A 14,419-nucleotide genomic window follows, 5' to 3' on the forward strand; every position below is an offset into this window, starting at 1 on the left:
TGCCCGGGCGTCGGTGGAGCGGTCACTCTGGATAAGCCCAAAGAAAGGACCGTGCCATGCGCCGCCTGTTCGCCACCCTGCTTGCTGTCATCACCCTCGCGCCCCAGACCGGCCATGCCACTGCCGATGGTCCGGATGCGTGGCGCGTGACCGGGGTGGCGTCCGATGACGTTCTGAATGTCCGGGTCGGCCCCGGCACCGCCTATTTCGTGATCGATGCGTTGCCCCATGATGCGCGGGGCGTTCAGATGGATATCTGCGTGCCCACCGTCACCCGCGACCAGTATTTCGCCCTCGGCCCTGCGGATCAGGCGGCGCTGAACGCCTATACGCCGTGGTGCCTTGTCGAATGGCAGGGGGTGCAACGGGGCTGGGTCAATCGCCGTTTCCTGACCGAGGATATGGACTAGGCCCATGACGGTTCCACCTCACATCGTGACATATGGTCTGGGCGTCGTCACGGGCACCGGCCTGTGGGTGCTGGCCTGGCGTGTCTGGACGCTCGGGCCCGCGGATGCGGGGATCGCCGGGCGGCGCTCAGGCCTGGTCGGCGGCGTCGTCGACGGGATGACCGCCACGATCGGGGCCGCCGCAACGGCCGGGATCATCGCGGCGCTTGGTTTGGCGGCGCTGATCTACGCCATCCGCCTTGGGCGCAAGCAGGCCCCGTAGCCCGCGCGTCAGCGCACCACCCGGTCAACGGCCCGCATCGCGCCAAGAGCACGGTCATGGACCAGTGTCAGCACGCGCCGCGACCTGACCCTTGTCGCGATCGGGGGCAGACCCCGCGCCACGCTGGCTGCGGAACTGAGGGCAAGGAACCCGCGTCGTGTCAGCTTTGGCATGATCGGATGTCCCGATTTTGGAGAACCCCCCGTATCCTAAAGCCACAAGACATCTTGCGCGGGGGGAGTTTTTCGGATTTTTCTCCGCGCCATGTCGACCGCATCCGCCCCCCCGCGCTACACCGATCTGCTGACCCGCCTGCCGGCCACGGTGCCCTTTGTCGGCCCCGAGACGCAGGAACGCGCGCGCGGGGCGGGGTTTGACGCGCGTCTTGGCGCGAATGAAAGCGTGTTCGGCCCCAGCCCCCGCGCCATCGCCGAAGCGGCCAAGGACGCCTGGATGTACGGCGACCCCGAGGGGTTCGCGTTGCGCAGTGCCTTGGCCAGCCATCATGACGTGCCCATCGAGGCCATCGTTCTGGGCGAGGGGATCGACGGGTTGCTGGGCTATCTCGTGCGCATGCTGGTCGCCCAAGGCGATGCCGTCGTTACCTCGGACGGGGCCTATCCGACCTTCAACTATCACGTGGCCGGGTTCGGCGGCACGCTGCACAAGGTGCCCTACAAAGGCGATGCCGAGGACCCCGAGGCCCTGATCGCAAAGGCGGCCGAGGTCGACGCCAAGATGATTTACATCGCCAATCCCGATAACCCGATGGGCAGTTGGCACGACGCCGCCCGCATGGCCGACATGATCGACGCCTTGCCCGAGGGCACGGTGCTGGCGCTGGACGAGGCCTATGTCGATACCGCCCCGCCCGAGGCGGTGTTGCCGCTGGATCTGGGCCACCCCCGCGTGATCCGGTTCCGCACGTTTTCCAAGGCGTACGGCCTGGCGGGCCTGCGCGTGGGCTATGCGCTTGCGCATCCCGATTTCATCGCGGCCTTCAACCGCATCCGCAACCATTTCGGTATGGGCCGGCTGGCGCAGGCGGGCGCGCTGGCGGCGCTGCAGGATCAGGATTACCTGCACGCCACCGTCGCGCGCATTGCCAAGGCTCGGGATCGCATCGCGCAGATCGCGCGCGACAATGGCCTGACGCCTCTGCCCTCGGCGACGAATTTCGTCACCGTCGATTGCGGCGCGGATGGCGATTTCGCGCGCGCGGTTCTGGCTCGCCTTGTCGCGCGCGGCATCTTCGTGCGCATGCCCTTCGTCGCCCCGCAGGATCGCTGCATCCGCATTTCCTGCGGCACGGACGCCGATCTCGACCGCTTGGCTGATGCACTTCCGCTGGCCCTGGCCGAGGCCCGCTGAGGCACGGCGCCTTTCCCTGCGACAATCTGGCGCTAGGTCTTTCGCCAGATGCACCCCAGCCCAAGGACCCCAGCCATGACGCTCTCTCGCCTCTTTTCCGGGGTGCTTGTCGCCTTCGGCCTCTTTGCCCTGTTCGTGATCTGGGCCTTGACGGGCCCTGTCGGGGCCGTGGTCGCGGCGACCCTGACGTACCTGCTGTTGCGCACCTGCGAGCGCCAGCAGGACGCGCAGATGGCACTGGCGCGCAAGACCCGCGCCGAGGACCTGCACCGCGCGTTTCGCGGGGACCGGTAGGGGTTACGCCTCGGCGATCACCTTCATCGCCGCTTCCAGGCCGGTCGGCCCGTGCGGGATCTGCAAGGCGGCCATCCCGGCCTGAAGGCTGCCCAGAACCCCCAGCACCATATGCGTGTTCACGTGGCCCATATGCCCGATGCGCAGGAAATCTGCGGGGTCGCCCCCCGGCCCCTCGACCCCGCCAAGGGGGATCCCCAGCGTGACGCCGGCCTCGGCCGTCATCCAGTCGCGCAGGCGCTGACCGTTGCCGGGGCCGAAATTGACCGTCGTCACCGCGCAGGAGCGTTTGTCCTCCTCGACGATATTGGCGCGGACCGGCCCGGCCTGTCCCCAGACGTCGATAGCGGCCCAGACGGCCTTGGCCAGCGTCCGGTGACGCGCCCAGACGTTTTCCAGCCCTTCTTCCGCGATCATGTCCAGCGCGGTGCGCAGACCATAGAGGTGATGCGTGGGCGCCGTGCCGTTGAAATAGCGATAGAACTCGGTCACCTCGACACGCGGGCGCCAATCCCAATAGGGGGTGACCAGGTTCGCCTCGGCGCGCGCGCGGTCGGCCTTGTCGTTGAAAAAGACGAACCCCATGCCCGGTGGCGTCATCAGGCCCTTCTGGCTGCCTGTAACCATCAGGTCGACGCCCCAGTCGTCCATGTGAAACTCGTCACAGGCAAGACAGGCGATGTTGTCGGAAAACAGCAGCGCCGGGTGCCCCACCGTATCCAGCACGTCACGCAGGCCCCGAATGTCGTTCTTGACGCTGGTCGAGGTATCGACCTGCACCGCCATGACGGCCTTGATGTCGTGATCGGCGTCGGCCTTCAGCACCTCGGCCACGCGGGCCAGATCCACGTCGGATTGCTGACCGAAATCGATCACCTGGCAATCAACGCCCATGGCCGCCGCGAACTCGCCCCACCCGAGGCAGAAACGCCCGGTGCCCAGAACCAGGATCTTGTCCCCGCGCGACAGGGTATTGGTCAGGGCCGCTTCCCATGCGCCGTGGCCATTGGCGATATACATCGCTACATGATGCCCGGTCCGTGCCACGGCCTTCAGGTCTGGCACCAGACCATGCACCATGTCGACCAGTTCGCCGGTATAGATGTTCGGCGCCGGACGGTGCATCGCCTGCAGCACGCGGTCGGGCATGACGGACGGGCCGGGAATGGCAAGGTAATGGCGACCGTTGGCAAGGCTCATGTCGGGGGGCTCCTTCTCTCGGACGGGTGAGGGTTACGCCTGCGCAGGGTCGGGGTCAATCTCACGTCACGGCTTGCGCCGGGCGTCCACATGATTAGCTGTGAGACAGAAAATCAGCGGAGGTGATGCATGATGGGTGAGCGGGCGGAGAACCGGGTGGTGCTGCGGATCGCGGGTAGCGAGCGCGAGCACTTCCTGCACGGCCTTGTCACGAACGATCTGGGCAGCCCCGACGACGGCCTGACCTATGCCGCCTTGCTGACGCCGCAGGGAAAATACCTTGCCGATTTCTTTTTGTTGAACCGGGGCGATGACATCTTGCTGGACGTGCATGCCGACATCGCGCAGGCGCTGGCGCAGCGGCTGATGATGTACAAGCTGCGGGCGGATGTGGTGATCGAAGACAGCGGTCTGCCCGTCGCGCGCGGCCTCGGCGCCCCGCCGCAAGGGGCGTGGCCCGATCCGCGGCACCCGTCATTGGGATGGCGCGCCTATGGGGTCGAGGGGGACGCGCCCCGGATCGACTGGGACGCCATCCGCGTCGCGGCTTGCATCCCCGAGACGGGCATCGAGTTGATCCCCGATGACACCTACATTCTCGAAGCCGGGTTCGATCGGCTGGCCGGCGTGGACCACCGCAAGGGCTGCTATGTCGGCCAGGAGGTGACCGCCCGGATGAAGCACAAGACCGAGTTGCGCAAAGGCCTGGTGACCGTGACAGTGGCCGGGTCGGCCCCCGCAGGCACGGCCATTGTCGATGCCGACGGCCGGGCGGTTGGCACGCTTTATACACAGGCAAACGGTCGGGGCATCGCCCATCTGCGCTATGATCGCGCCAAAGACGGGATGGTAGCAGATACCGCAAAGCTGTCGTGGAATGGGGAGAAGCCTGTGTAAAAACCTGTGAGTTTGCTTGGAATACGCAAGCTCAGATCAACAGCCCCGCCGCCCCTTCGTGCCCCAAAAGCCAGACCTTGGCCTCGATGCCGCCCGGTGCGCTGAACCCGCCGAGCGAGGTGGCACCTAGAACCCGGTGGCACGGGATGAGGATCGGCACGGGGTTGGACCCACAGGCTCGACCGATGGCTTGGGCTGGCGCGCCCAGGTCTTTCGACAGGTCGCCATAGGTCCGCGTTTCACCAAAGGGGATGGCCGACAGCGCGTCCAGAACGCGCCCGCTCAGGCCGCTCGCCTGCGGCCGTATCGGTACGGTGAACCGATCCAGCCTTCGGTCGAAATAGGCCACCACCTCGTCCAGCGCCGTGCGCAAAACCGGATCGTCGCCGCCCTGGGCCGCGCCCCAGCCGCTTGCCACGACCGCCCGGTCCGCGACCTCGACCCAAACCGAGCCGAGGGGGGTGTCCACCGATCCTCTCACGAAAACCCGCCCACCAGCCGCAACCGGATCGGACCGCGTGCCGTGACCGGATCGACCGCTGCGCCCCGCTGGGTGGCGATCAGCGGCAGACCAGCCGCCACACGGCGTACCTTGGGCATGAGCGGACGCCAATCTGCGGACAGCTCCCGCGCGACCTCCGATGGGCAAAAGGTTTTGTCGGCCCCGCGCAAACGCGCGAGGCGCATCAATTCGACAGCGATGACATCATCGCTTGCCTCGGTCACTCGGCCGCCTGCACCTTGTCCTGCGTCTTGGTCTCGAAATCCGAGGCGTCGTGGCGATCCCACAACTGTTCGGACGGATCGCCGAAGGTGCGGTTGACCATCTTGCCGCGCTGTACGGCGGGACGGTCGAAGAACCGATCGGCCCAGGCGACCACGTTCTTGTACTCGTGCACCGACAGGAACTCGCCCGCGTCATAGGCCTCGCCCTGCACAAGGCGGCCGTACCACGGCGCGATGGCCATATCCGCGATGGTGATGTCATCGCCCACAACCCAGTCGCGTCCATCGAGATGTTTATCGAGCACGTCAAGCTGCCGCTTGGTCTCCATCGCGAAGCGGTTGATCGGGTATTCCATCGGCTCGGGCGCATAGGCATAGAAATGGCCAAAGCCGCCGCCAAGATAGGGCGCGCTGCCCATCTGCCACATCAGCCAGGACAGCAATTCGGGCCGATCCTCGGGCCGCCCGAGAAAGGCCCCGAATTTCTCGGCCAGATGCAGCAGGATCGCGCCGGATTCGAACACGCGGACGGGCGTGTCGCCCGATCGGTCGAGAAGCGCGGGGATTTTCGAGTTGGGGTTCAATTCGACAAAGCCCGACCCGAACTGGTCGCCATCGCCGATGCGGATCAGCCAGGCGTCATATTCCGCCTCATGGCCCGCAGCCAGCAGCTCCTCGAACATCACGGTGACCTTCACGCCATTTGGCGTGCCCATCGAGTAGAGCTGGAAAGGATGTTTGCCGACCGGCAGATCCTTGTCATGGGTCGCGCCCGCGATGGGGCGGTTCAGGCTGCCCCATGTGCCGCCATTCTCCGCATCCCATGTCCAGACCTTGGGGGGTGTGTAACCTTGGGTGTCCGTCATCGCACGAATCCTTCTGCTGCCGTTGCCTCACACATAGCCATGCGGGGCCCCGAGACCAATGCGCAGACATGCAGGAACCCTGTGCGCCCGGCTGCGTTGGTCCCCCAAGCAATCGAAAGGAGGGTGCCATGCTGACCACCGACACCATTACGGAATTCGATCCCGGCATCGCAAACGTGCATGCCTTTCGCATCACCGGCGCCGTGACCCGCGAGGACATGGCGGCAATGGGCGAGCGCATGAACACGCTGTTCGACGCCGTTCCGAAGGATCAGAAGATCGACATGCTGCTGGTCTTCGAGACCGAGCGCAGCGCCGAACCGGGCGCCAACTGGTCGGTCGATGCGATGAAGGCACAGGCCAAGGCCGTGACCAGCGTGCGCAACTACGTCGTTGCGAATGCGCCCGGTGATGCGGGCAGCATCGTCGAGACCGTGGGCAAGGCGCTGCCGGTCGAGGCGAAGTCGTTCGACACCGAAGAGGCCGCGCTGGCCTGGCTGAAAACGGATGAGGCCAAGGCCGCCTGACACGACACGACCAAGGTGCCGAAAACGTCACGAGTATCAAAGGCGCGCCGCTCCCTCGGGCGCGCCTTTTTTCGTGTCAGCCCAAGGCCGCGTCACATCGCTTGCAGACGCCCGCGTGCCTGTGCTGACCGACATCGGGCAGGATCTTCCAGCAACGCTGGCATTTCTGCCCTTCGGCCTTTTCAAAGACGACGCCGACCCCCTCGACCTCGGGCAGGCGGAAGGCCTCGGCCGGCATCGGGTCGGCTGTCAGGACGATATCCGAGGTAATGGCCACATCCTCGAACGCCACCGATTTCAGCGCCGCCAGCATCGCCTTGTCGCGGATATGAACGACGGGTGCGGCCTCGAGGCTGGCACCGATCACCTTGTCGCGGCGCTGGATTTCCAGCGCGGCGGTCACGACGCGGCGGGCGCTGCGCACCTCGGCCCATTTCGCGGCCAGGTCCGCGTCGCGCCACTCGGTTGGCGTTGCAGGGATGTCCTGCAAATGCACGGAACTGTCGTCACCGGGGAAACGCTCCAGCCAGACCTCTTCCATCGTGAAAACCAGGATCGGCGCCAGCCATGTCGTCAGCCGATGGAACAGGATATCCAGCACGGTGCGCGCGGCGCGGCGGCGCGCCGTGTCGCCATCGCAATACAGCGCATCCTTGCGGATATCGAAGTAGAAGGCCGACAGATCGCTGGTGGCGAACTGGAACACTGCGTTGAACACGCCGGGGTAGTCGTAGGCGTCGTAACCCTTGCGCACGTTCTCGTCCAACTCGGCCAGACGGTGCAGCACCCACCGCTCCAGCTCGGGCATATCGGCGGGGTCCACGCGGTCGGCCTCGGTGAAATCGGCGAGCGAGCCAAGCATGAAGCGCATCGTGTTGCGCAAGCGGCGGTAGCTGTCGGCGACCCCTTTCAGGATCTCGGGGCCGATGCGCAGGTCGGCGGTGTAATCCGACTGCGCCACCCACAGGCGCAGGATGTCGGCGCCGTACTGGTCGATCACCTCTTGCGGGGCGACCGTGTTGCCGACCGACTTGGACATTTTCATGCCCTTTTCGTCCAGCGTGAAGCCGTGGGTCAGCACACCGCGATAGGGCGCGCGGCCGATGGTGCCGCAAGCTTGCAGCATCGAGGAATGGAACCACCCGCGATGCTGGTCGGTGCCTTCCAGATACAGGTCGGCGATGCCATCCTCGGACCCGTCCTCGCGGTCGCGCAGGACGAAGGCATGGGTGGAGCCAGAGTCGAACCACACGTCGAGGATGTCGAAGACCTGTTCATATTGGTCCGGGTCATGCTCGTTGCCGAGGAAACGGGCCTTGGCGCCGGGCTTGTACCACGCATCCGCGCCTTCATTCTCGAATGCCTCGAGCACGCGAGCGTTGACCGCCGGATCACGCAACAGGAAATCGGCATCGGTGGGCGCGGTGCCTTTCTTGACGAAGCAGGTCAGCGGCACGCCCCAGGCGCGCTGGCGTGACAGAACCCAGTCGGGCCGCGCCTCGATCATGGAATGCAGGCGGTTGCGGCCCGTTTGCGGGGTCCACTCGACCAGCGTGTCAATCGAGGTCAGCGCGCGTTCGCGGATCGTTTTGCCATAGGTGCCGTCGCCGCCGATCTCGCGGTCGATGGCGGCAAACCATTGCGGGCGGTTGAGGCGGATCACCGGCGCCTTGGACCGCCAGGAATGCGCGTCGCTGATGGTGATGCGTCGCCGCGCCAGCAGTTTTCCGGTTTCTACCAGCTTGTCGATGACGGCCTTGTTGGCACCGCCCGGCTTGCCGTTTTCCTTGATGATCCGCTCACCGCCGAAAAACGGCAGATCGGCCCGGAAGGAACTGTCGTCGAGGATGTTGTAGGTCATCTCCAGCCCGTGCTGACGCCCGATCTGGTAGTCGTCGTCACCGTGGCTGGGCGCGGTATGGACAAAACCGGTGCCCGCGTCGTCGGTGACGTGATCGCCGGGGAAGAGCGGCACGTCGTAGTCCCATTCGCCGCCCGCGCCCTCGGCCCCGCGCAGGGGATGGGCACAGCTCAGCGTGGCCAGCTCGTCAGGCGTCACGTCGCGCAGGCGGCGATACATCTCGGGCTCCAGCCGCATGGCCGACAGCGCCTCTTCGGCCAAGGCATCGGCCAGGAGGTAGCGGTCACCGATCCGCGCCCAGCATTCCTCGGGGCGGCCGGTGATTTCATAGAGGCCATAGCTGATCGTGGGGCCGAAGCAGATCGCGCGGTTCTGCGGCAGGGTCCAGGGCGTGGTGGTCCAGATCACGACCTTCGCCGTCGCGAGCGAGGCGATGCGTTCGACCGTGTCCGGGTCCATGTCGGACGCTTTCATCGCGCCCGAGTCGATCCCGGGCACAGCCACGTCAACGATGTCGAACGGCACCCACACCGCGTCCGTCTGGCGGTCGTGATATTCCACTTCGGCCTCGGCCAGCGCGGTCTTTTCGACCGGCGACCACATCACGGGTTTGGAGCCTTGGTAGAGCGACCCGTTCATCAGGAATTTCTGGAACTCCTCGGCGATCACACGCTCGGCATGGAAATCCATCGTCAGGTAAGGCTTGTCCCACATCCCCGTGACGCCAAGGCGCTTGAATTCCTCGCGCTGGATGTCGATCCAGCCCTCGGCAAAGCGGCGGCATTCCTGCCGGAAATCGACGACGTCGATCTTGTCCTTGTCCTGCCCCTTGGCGCGGTAGGCTTCCTCGATCTTCCATTCGATGGGCAGGCCGTGGCAGTCCCAGCCGGGGATGTAGCGGGCATCGCGGCCCATCATCTGCTGGCTGCGCACCACGAAATCCTTGAGGATCTTGTTCAGCGCGTGGCCGATATGCAGGTGCCCGTTCGCATAGGGCGGGCCATCATGCAGGGTGAAGGGCTTGCGCGACCCATCCTTGGCCTTGTCGCGCAGGCGGTCGTAGATGCCGATCCGGTTCCACCGCTCCAGCCAGGCCGGCTCGCGCTTGGGCAGGCCGGCGCGCATCGGGAAGTCGGTTTTCGGAAGGTTCAGCGTGTCCTTGTAATCGACCGTCTGGTCGGGCGTGTCGGCGCACATGGTCGGGCGCTCCTCGGGCTTTGCGGATGTCAAAAGGGGAATAGCAGGGCGGTGCGATAGCTCAAGCACCTTTGTCCCGGCGGCCTGATCGGGTCAGAGCGCCGGGCTGCTAATTCGAATGAGGATCGCGGCAAACGTCATCATGGGCGCGGGTATAGGCCCGCTCGGGCGCAGCGTAAAGGGCAGGGCGGGCGGATGCGTCAGCACGGCCCCCAGATCACGCCAAGGCCGCGCAGCACGTTGAAGATGCCGATCATCACCGCCGCGCCCGAGACGATCAGGTTCTCCAGTTTGCCCTCGGCCATGCCGAGCGCCCGGACCTCGCCGAGCGAACCGGCAAAGGCACCCGCCGCCCCGAAAAGCAGCGCGCCGTAATCGATGAAACTGCACTGGGTGACGCCGTTCACCGTGCTGGTGGTCAGGGATTGGACGCCGATGACAAGACCGAGGACCGAGAGCAGCAGGGCCAGTTTCGACAGTGTGGTGAGATGGGAATAGGACATGGGTACGCTTTCTACGAGGGAAACGGGGGCGGCTGGTCGCCCGGTATGTCGGGCACGCAAGGCGGGGTTGGGGGTGCTCTAGACGGCAAAGACCGTCCCCACGATGTAGGCGACGGCCGCCGCCGCGCCGCCGATGGCCAAGGTCTCGCCCCCCGATCGCCACCATGGGGCGACCGACCAGATGGATTTGGCCGCCCCGATCCCGAAGAAGACCACGCCCGTCATGATCGCCGACAAACGAAAGGCATCGGACAGGCCCAGCAAGAACGGGATCAGCGGCACCGCGCCTGCCAAAAGGAATGCACCGAAGGTCGCCAGCGCGGCCCGCATCGGGCGCGGCTCGACCGGGGCAAGCCCGTATTCGTCGGTCAGCATCAGGCGTACGGCGGCATCCTCGTTCGCCGCGATCTGATCTGTCGCGGCCTCCAGCACATCGCCCGACAGGCCCTTTTGCTTGAGGATTTCGCGGATCTCGCGCCGTTCGCCTTCGGGCGTCTCGGACAGATGCCGCCGTTCGATATCGGCCAGTCGGCGCGCATCGTCCCGCTCGGCCTTGGTGCCTGAATAGTTGCCGGCGGCCATGGAAAGCCCGTCGGCCAGTACATTGGCCAGTCCAAGGGCCACGATCACCGCGGGCGACAGGCCCGCCCCCGCCACGCCCGCCACGATGGCGAATGTCGTCACCGCCCCGTCGATTGCGCCATAGACCAGATCGCGCAGGTAGCCATGCCCGGTCGGGGCGTTGATCCGGGCCTCGACCTCGGCCTGGCTGTGTCCGTGCGCGTGCGCCATGGCGCGATCATGCGTCCGCGATCGGCGCACGCGCCTTGCGGCAGATCAATCAGGCGGCGGGCGGGGCCGCGCGACTGAGCACGCGTTCGCGCCAGACGATGTAGAGGCCCGCGGCGATGGTCACCATGATCCCCCAGGCCGCCAGCCCGTCGGGCAGGTCGCCGAAGATAAGAAACCCCACCAGTGTCGCCAGCGGGATCTCGAGATACTGCATCGGTGCCAGCGTGGCCGATGGCGCAAAGCGCAGCGACCATGTCATCAAGAGATGCGCCACCGCCCCCGCAAACCCGAGGATTGCGAACAGCCCCAGGTCCGTTCCCATGGGCGTGATCCACCCCGTCAGCGGACTGTCGCTGGCGACGGGCAGAAAGGCAAAGGGGATCAGGATCGGCAAGGCCAACAGCGCCGAGGCCCCTTGCAGGGCGATGGGCTCGATCTCCTTGGCGACCTTGCGTGTGACCAGCATGAAAAGGGCGAAGATGACGGCGACGGCCAGCGGCAGCAGCGCGGGCAGGCCCACCTCGGCGAAACTGGGCTGCACCACCATCAGCGTCCCGACAAAGCCCACGGCACAGGCCGCCAGCCGCCGCGGCCCGACGTCTTCGTTCAACACCCACCAGCCCAGAAGCAGCATGATGAAGGGCATGACGAAAGCGATGGCGATGGCATCGGCCAAAGGCAGATAGCGCAGCGCCGTGAACATCAGGCCGATGCCCGACATCTGCAACAGCGTGCGCGCCAGCGTCAGGCCCAGAACACGGGAGTTGGGAAACAGGCGTTGGCGCAGCCACAAGGCCAAGGGCAGCAGCAGCACCGCCTGCGCGGCAAAGCGGATCAGTACCAGCTGCGTCAGGGGATAGTCGCCCAACAGCTTGGCCATTGCATCGGCGATGGGCACGATGGCGCAAAATCCCAGCATCAGAAGAATGCCGAGAAGCGGGCGGTCTGCGTGGGGCTGGCTCATGCGCCAGTCTGTGGCACGGGGCAGCGGCGCTGTCACGTCCGATCCGACGGCGGCGTCAGCGCTTTTGCCCGAACAGCCCCGTCAACGCACGGCGCACCGTGGCGGTGACGCTGGGGCGTTTGGCGGTGGTAAAGGGGATGGGGCGGCAGACCTCGATCGCGGCCACGCCCACCCGTGCGGTCAGCGCCCCGTTCACGATCCCCTCGCCAAAGCGGCGCGACACCTTGGACAGGACCGATCCGCCCGCGACCGAGCCGATCAGATCGTCACCCACCGCAACGGCGCCCGTGGCGACGAGATGCGTCAGCACAGCGCGGGTCAGCCGCCAGGCGCCCAGGGTGCCCGCGCGCCCGCCATAGATTTCGGCGATGCGCCGGATCATCCGCAAATTCGCCGTCAGCGCCGCAAAGACATCGGCAAAGGCCAGCGGCACAAGCGCGGTCACGGTCGCCACCTGTCGGGCCGCGGCCTCGACCTCGCGCGTGGCGGCGGCATCCAGCGGTGCCAGCATCTGTGTCTCGGCCAGCGCGAACAGGCTGGTAACGTCGAACACGTCGCCTTTCTGCCGGTCGATCGTCTCGCGCCCCAGCCGCAGCTCGGCCCGCCCGCGATACAGGCCGGACAGACGGTCCAGCACCGCGCGCCCCTCGGTCAGATCGCCCGAGGCCAGCGCGCTTTCGGCCTGCCGGTGCAGGGCATCCAGTCGCCCCAGGCGCGAAAACGCCGCCAGTTCCCGCAACGAGATGATGGCCAGCGTCCCGATCACGACGGCAATCAACCCCGTCGCGGTCCACCCCAAGACCGGGTTCGCGGCCAAAAGGCCGGTCACGAAATCCCATGCCGCCAGCGACACGACCAGACCGATCAGCGCCGTCAACGCCGCCCAGAACCAGCGCGCGATACGCGAAGGTTTGCGCGCGCCAAGGGTGGCCACGACCTGCATCGCGCGTCCTTCGGGGGCCATGCCCGGCAGGTCGGGCACCGGCTCGGCCGTTTCGGGGCCGGGGCGGGGGGTGGTGTCGTCCTCGTCCAGCTCGATCAGGATGGGGCCTTTGCGTTCTTTCATCTCGGTGTCCTCATCGCAGCCGGTCGCCCAGCAGGAATTCCGCCGCCCGATCCAGCCGGATATGCGGCGGCCCTTCGCCCGCGCGCAGGCTGAGGGGCGCCGGGGCAAAGCGCATCACGCCGTAATCGCCATCCAGCCAGGTTTGCGCGCCGTCCCGCGCCGGGGCCAGCAGCGCCGCCGGGTCTGCAGGCAGATCGCCGGGGTGCAGGGCCGCCTGTTTGCCGGTCGCCTCCAGCACGCCGCGCACCACGCCCAGATCCTCGCCGCGCACGCGCCGCGTCTCCTCGACCGTGGCGCGCAGGGCGGCGATGGCCATGGCTTGCGTCTCGGCCCCGCTGAAATCGGCGCGCCGCCGCGCCTCGGCGACCAGCGCCTCCATGATCGCGGCAAGGCGCGGGTGGTGTTCGTGGTGCAGGTGGTCGGCCTTGGTCGCGGCGAACAGGATCTTGTCGACCCGTTTACCAAGGATCGCCGTCAGGAAGGTGTTGCGCCCGGGCCGGAACGCGCCAAGAATTCCCGCCAACGCGCGGCGCAGATCCTCGAGCGCGGGCGGGCCGGCATGGATCGCGCCAAGCGCGTCGACCAGCACGATCTGCCGGTCGATCCGGGCAAAGTGGTTTCGGAAGAAGGGTTTGACGACCTGCGCGGTATAGGCGTCGAACCGGCGGGCAAACTCGCGCGCCAGCGATCCGCGCGGGCTGTCGCCGGCGGGCAGGGGCGCGAACGTCAGGGCGGGGCTGCCCTCCAGATCGCCGGGCAGCAGGAACCGCCCCGGCGTGCAGTCGGAATAGCCCGCGTCGCGCGCGGCGGTCAGATAGTCGGTCCATGCGCGCGCAAGGGCCGCGGCGGTGGGTTCCTCCAGCTTGGCGGCGGTGTCCGTCCGGTCGATCAAGGCGGCATAGGCCGCTCCCTCGGGACGGGCGCGGGCCGAGGCCAGCGCCGCCTGGGACCAGGTTTCGAAATCCTGGTCCAGCAGGGCAAGGTCCAGAAGCCATTCGCCCGGATAATCCACGATATCCAGATGCACCGTCCGTGGCCCGGTCACCCCGCCCAGCAGGCCCGTGGGCCGCACCCGCAGCGACAGGCGCAGTTCCGAGACCGACCGCGTGCTGTCCGGCCAATAAGGCGCTGGGCCGGTCATGGCGGCCAGATGGTCCTCGTAGGCGAAGCGGGGCACCGTATCGTCGGGCTGGGGTTGCAGATAGGCGGCCTCGATCCGGCCGGAATGGGCCGCCTCCAGCCCCGGCATGCGGCCCCGATCCAGCAGGTTGGCCACCAGCGATGTGATGAACACCGTCTTGCCCGAGCGTGCCAGACCGGTCACGCCCAGCCGGATCACCGGCTCGAAGAACGCCTCGGATACGGCTTGCGTGACCCCTTCGACCCCGCGGCCCAACCCGTCTGCTACTCGTCCGATCACCACGCCGCTGCGCCCTTTCCACTGGAGTGACCCTGACAATAGGTATTCGCGGGCGGCGTTTAC

Annotated in this window: 16 protein-coding genes; 6 read left to right on the forward strand and 10 right to left on the reverse strand. The window is 66.7% G+C overall.

The window, feature by feature from the left end:
• Positions 1–56 precede the first annotated feature (56 nt).
• The 4 genes from ROSELON_RS08245 (at position 57) to ROSELON_RS08260 (ending at position 2,337) form a co-directional block, all read left to right on the forward strand.
• A complete protein-coding gene (locus ROSELON_RS08245) occupies positions 57–410 on the forward strand; it encodes an SH3 domain-containing protein (protein ID WP_025311937.1) in 354 nt (117 codons plus the stop codon).
• Between the two features lie 4 nt (positions 411–414).
• Positions 415–672: a hypothetical protein gene (locus ROSELON_RS08250; protein ID WP_038650323.1), complete on the forward strand. Its 258-nt coding sequence runs from the start codon at positions 415–417 to the stop codon at positions 670–672.
• Positions 673–936: 264 nt separating this feature from the next.
• The gene (locus ROSELON_RS08255) at positions 937–2,043 is read left to right on the forward strand and encodes a pyridoxal phosphate-dependent aminotransferase (RefSeq protein WP_025311939.1); all 1,107 of its coding nucleotides are present in this window, start codon (positions 937–939) and stop codon (positions 2,041–2,043) included.
• A 75-nt stretch (positions 2,044–2,118) separates the two neighbouring features.
• The gene (locus ROSELON_RS08260) at positions 2,119–2,337 is read left to right on the forward strand and encodes a hypothetical protein (protein WP_156945898.1); all 219 of its coding nucleotides are present in this window, start codon (positions 2,119–2,121) and stop codon (positions 2,335–2,337) included.
• A gap of 3 nt (positions 2,338–2,340) precedes the next feature.
• Here ROSELON_RS08260 and ROSELON_RS08265 read toward each other — a convergent pair whose 3' ends face one another.
• On the reverse strand, positions 2,341–3,537 hold the full coding sequence (locus ROSELON_RS08265) for a pyridoxal-phosphate-dependent aminotransferase family protein (protein ID WP_025311941.1): 1,197 nt from the start codon (positions 3,535–3,537) through the stop codon (positions 2,341–2,343).
• 129 nt (positions 3,538–3,666) lie between these two features.
• Between ROSELON_RS08265 and ygfZ the strand changes: the two genes are divergently transcribed.
• Positions 3,667–4,434, forward strand: coding sequence for a CAF17-like 4Fe-4S cluster assembly/insertion protein YgfZ (ygfZ, locus tag ROSELON_RS08270; RefSeq protein WP_025311942.1), 768 nt, complete (start codon positions 3,667–3,669; stop codon positions 4,432–4,434).
• 31 nt (positions 4,435–4,465) lie between these two features.
• Here the strand turns inward: ygfZ and ROSELON_RS08275 are convergent, their stop codons facing one another.
• The 3 genes from ROSELON_RS08275 to yghU are packed head-to-tail and all read right to left on the reverse strand — an operon-like array spanning position 4,466 to position 6,026.
• On the reverse strand, positions 4,466–4,915 hold the full coding sequence (locus tag ROSELON_RS08275; RefSeq protein WP_025311943.1) for a methylated-DNA--[protein]-cysteine S-methyltransferase: 450 nt from the start codon (positions 4,913–4,915) through the stop codon (positions 4,466–4,468).
• Complete coding sequence (locus ROSELON_RS08280; protein WP_038651193.1) at positions 4,912–5,121, reverse strand: DUF3253 domain-containing protein; 210 nt, start codon at positions 5,119–5,121, stop codon at positions 4,912–4,914. Before ROSELON_RS08280 ends, ROSELON_RS08275 begins: the two co-directional genes overlap by 4 nt.
• Before the next feature lie 35 nt (positions 5,122–5,156).
• Positions 5,157–6,026: a glutathione-dependent disulfide-bond oxidoreductase gene (gene yghU, locus ROSELON_RS08285; RefSeq protein WP_025311945.1), complete on the reverse strand. Its 870-nt coding sequence runs from the start codon at positions 6,024–6,026 to the stop codon at positions 5,157–5,159.
• A 128-nt stretch (positions 6,027–6,154) separates the two neighbouring features.
• Here yghU and ROSELON_RS08290 point away from each other — a divergent pair, with 128 nt between their 5' ends.
• A complete protein-coding gene (locus tag ROSELON_RS08290) occupies positions 6,155–6,553 on the forward strand; it encodes a SpoIIAA family protein (RefSeq protein WP_025311946.1) in 399 nt (132 codons plus the stop codon).
• A gap of 76 nt (positions 6,554–6,629) precedes the next feature.
• Here ROSELON_RS08290 and ileS read toward each other — a convergent pair whose 3' ends face one another.
• From ileS to ROSELON_RS08320, 6 genes are all read right to left on the reverse strand, one after another.
• Positions 6,630–9,611, reverse strand: a complete 2,982-nt coding sequence (ileS, locus tag ROSELON_RS08295) for an isoleucine--tRNA ligase (protein ID WP_025311947.1) — start codon at positions 9,609–9,611, stop codon at positions 6,630–6,632.
• A 200-nt stretch (positions 9,612–9,811) separates the two neighbouring features.
• The gene (locus ROSELON_RS08300) at positions 9,812–10,114 is read right to left on the reverse strand and encodes a hypothetical protein (protein WP_025311948.1); all 303 of its coding nucleotides are present in this window, start codon (positions 10,112–10,114) and stop codon (positions 9,812–9,814) included.
• 78 nt (positions 10,115–10,192) lie between these two features.
• Entirely contained in the window at positions 10,193–10,906 is a 714-nt protein-coding gene (locus tag ROSELON_RS08305; protein WP_025311949.1) for a VIT1/CCC1 transporter family protein, read from the reverse strand.
• Positions 10,907–10,955: 49 nt separating this feature from the next.
• Complete coding sequence (locus tag ROSELON_RS08310) at positions 10,956–11,870, reverse strand: DMT family transporter (RefSeq protein WP_025311950.1); 915 nt, start codon at positions 11,868–11,870, stop codon at positions 10,956–10,958.
• A 55-nt stretch (positions 11,871–11,925) separates the two neighbouring features.
• Entirely contained in the window at positions 11,926–12,936 is a 1,011-nt protein-coding gene (locus ROSELON_RS08315) for a YcjF family protein (RefSeq protein ID WP_025311951.1), read from the reverse strand.
• A 10-nt stretch (positions 12,937–12,946) separates the two neighbouring features.
• Entirely contained in the window at positions 12,947–14,359 is a 1,413-nt protein-coding gene (locus ROSELON_RS08320) for a YcjX family GTP-binding protein (protein ID WP_025311952.1), read from the reverse strand.
• Positions 14,360–14,419: the final 60 nt, after the last annotated feature.

The sequence above is a fragment of the Roseibacterium elongatum DSM 19469 genome, from assembly GCF_000590925.1.
GTDB lineage: Bacteria > Pseudomonadota > Alphaproteobacteria > Rhodobacterales > Rhodobacteraceae > Roseibacterium > Roseibacterium elongatum.

Coding starts and splice junctions, on each gene's coding strand:
- ROSELON_RS08250 (WP_038650323.1), top strand. CDS start 415: ATGACGGTTCCACCTCACATCGTGACATATGGTCTGGGCGTCGTCACG.
- ileS (WP_025311947.1), bottom strand. CDS start 9,611: ATGTGCGCCGACACGCCCGACCAGACGGTCGATTACAAGGACACGCTG.
- ROSELON_RS08265 (WP_025311941.1), bottom strand. CDS start 3,537: ATGAGCCTTGCCAACGGTCGCCATTACCTTGCCATTCCCGGCCCGTCC.
- ROSELON_RS08300 (WP_025311948.1), bottom strand. CDS start 10,114: ATGTCCTATTCCCATCTCACCACACTGTCGAAACTGGCCCTGCTGCTC.
- ROSELON_RS08290 (WP_025311946.1), top strand. CDS start 6,155: ATGCTGACCACCGACACCATTACGGAATTCGATCCCGGCATCGCAAAC.
- ROSELON_RS08260 (WP_156945898.1), top strand. CDS start 2,119: ATGACGCTCTCTCGCCTCTTTTCCGGGGTGCTTGTCGCCTTCGGCCTC.
- yghU (WP_025311945.1), bottom strand. CDS start 6,026: ATGACGGACACCCAAGGTTACACACCCCCCAAGGTCTGGACATGGGAT.
- ROSELON_RS08280 (WP_038651193.1), bottom strand. CDS start 5,121: ATGCGCCTCGCGCGTTTGCGCGGGGCCGACAAAACCTTTTGCCCATCG.
- ROSELON_RS08310 (WP_025311950.1), bottom strand. CDS start 11,870: ATGAGCCAGCCCCACGCAGACCGCCCGCTTCTCGGCATTCTTCTGATG.
- ROSELON_RS08255 (WP_025311939.1), top strand. CDS start 937: ATGTCGACCGCATCCGCCCCCCCGCGCTACACCGATCTGCTGACCCGC.
- ROSELON_RS08305 (WP_025311949.1), bottom strand. CDS start 10,906: ATGGCGCACGCGCACGGACACAGCCAGGCCGAGGTCGAGGCCCGGATC.
- ygfZ (WP_025311942.1), top strand. CDS start 3,667: ATGATGGGTGAGCGGGCGGAGAACCGGGTGGTGCTGCGGATCGCGGGT.
- ROSELON_RS08315 (WP_025311951.1), bottom strand. CDS start 12,936: ATGAAAGAACGCAAAGGCCCCATCCTGATCGAGCTGGACGAGGACGAC.
- ROSELON_RS08245 (WP_025311937.1), top strand. CDS start 57: ATGCGCCGCCTGTTCGCCACCCTGCTTGCTGTCATCACCCTCGCGCCC.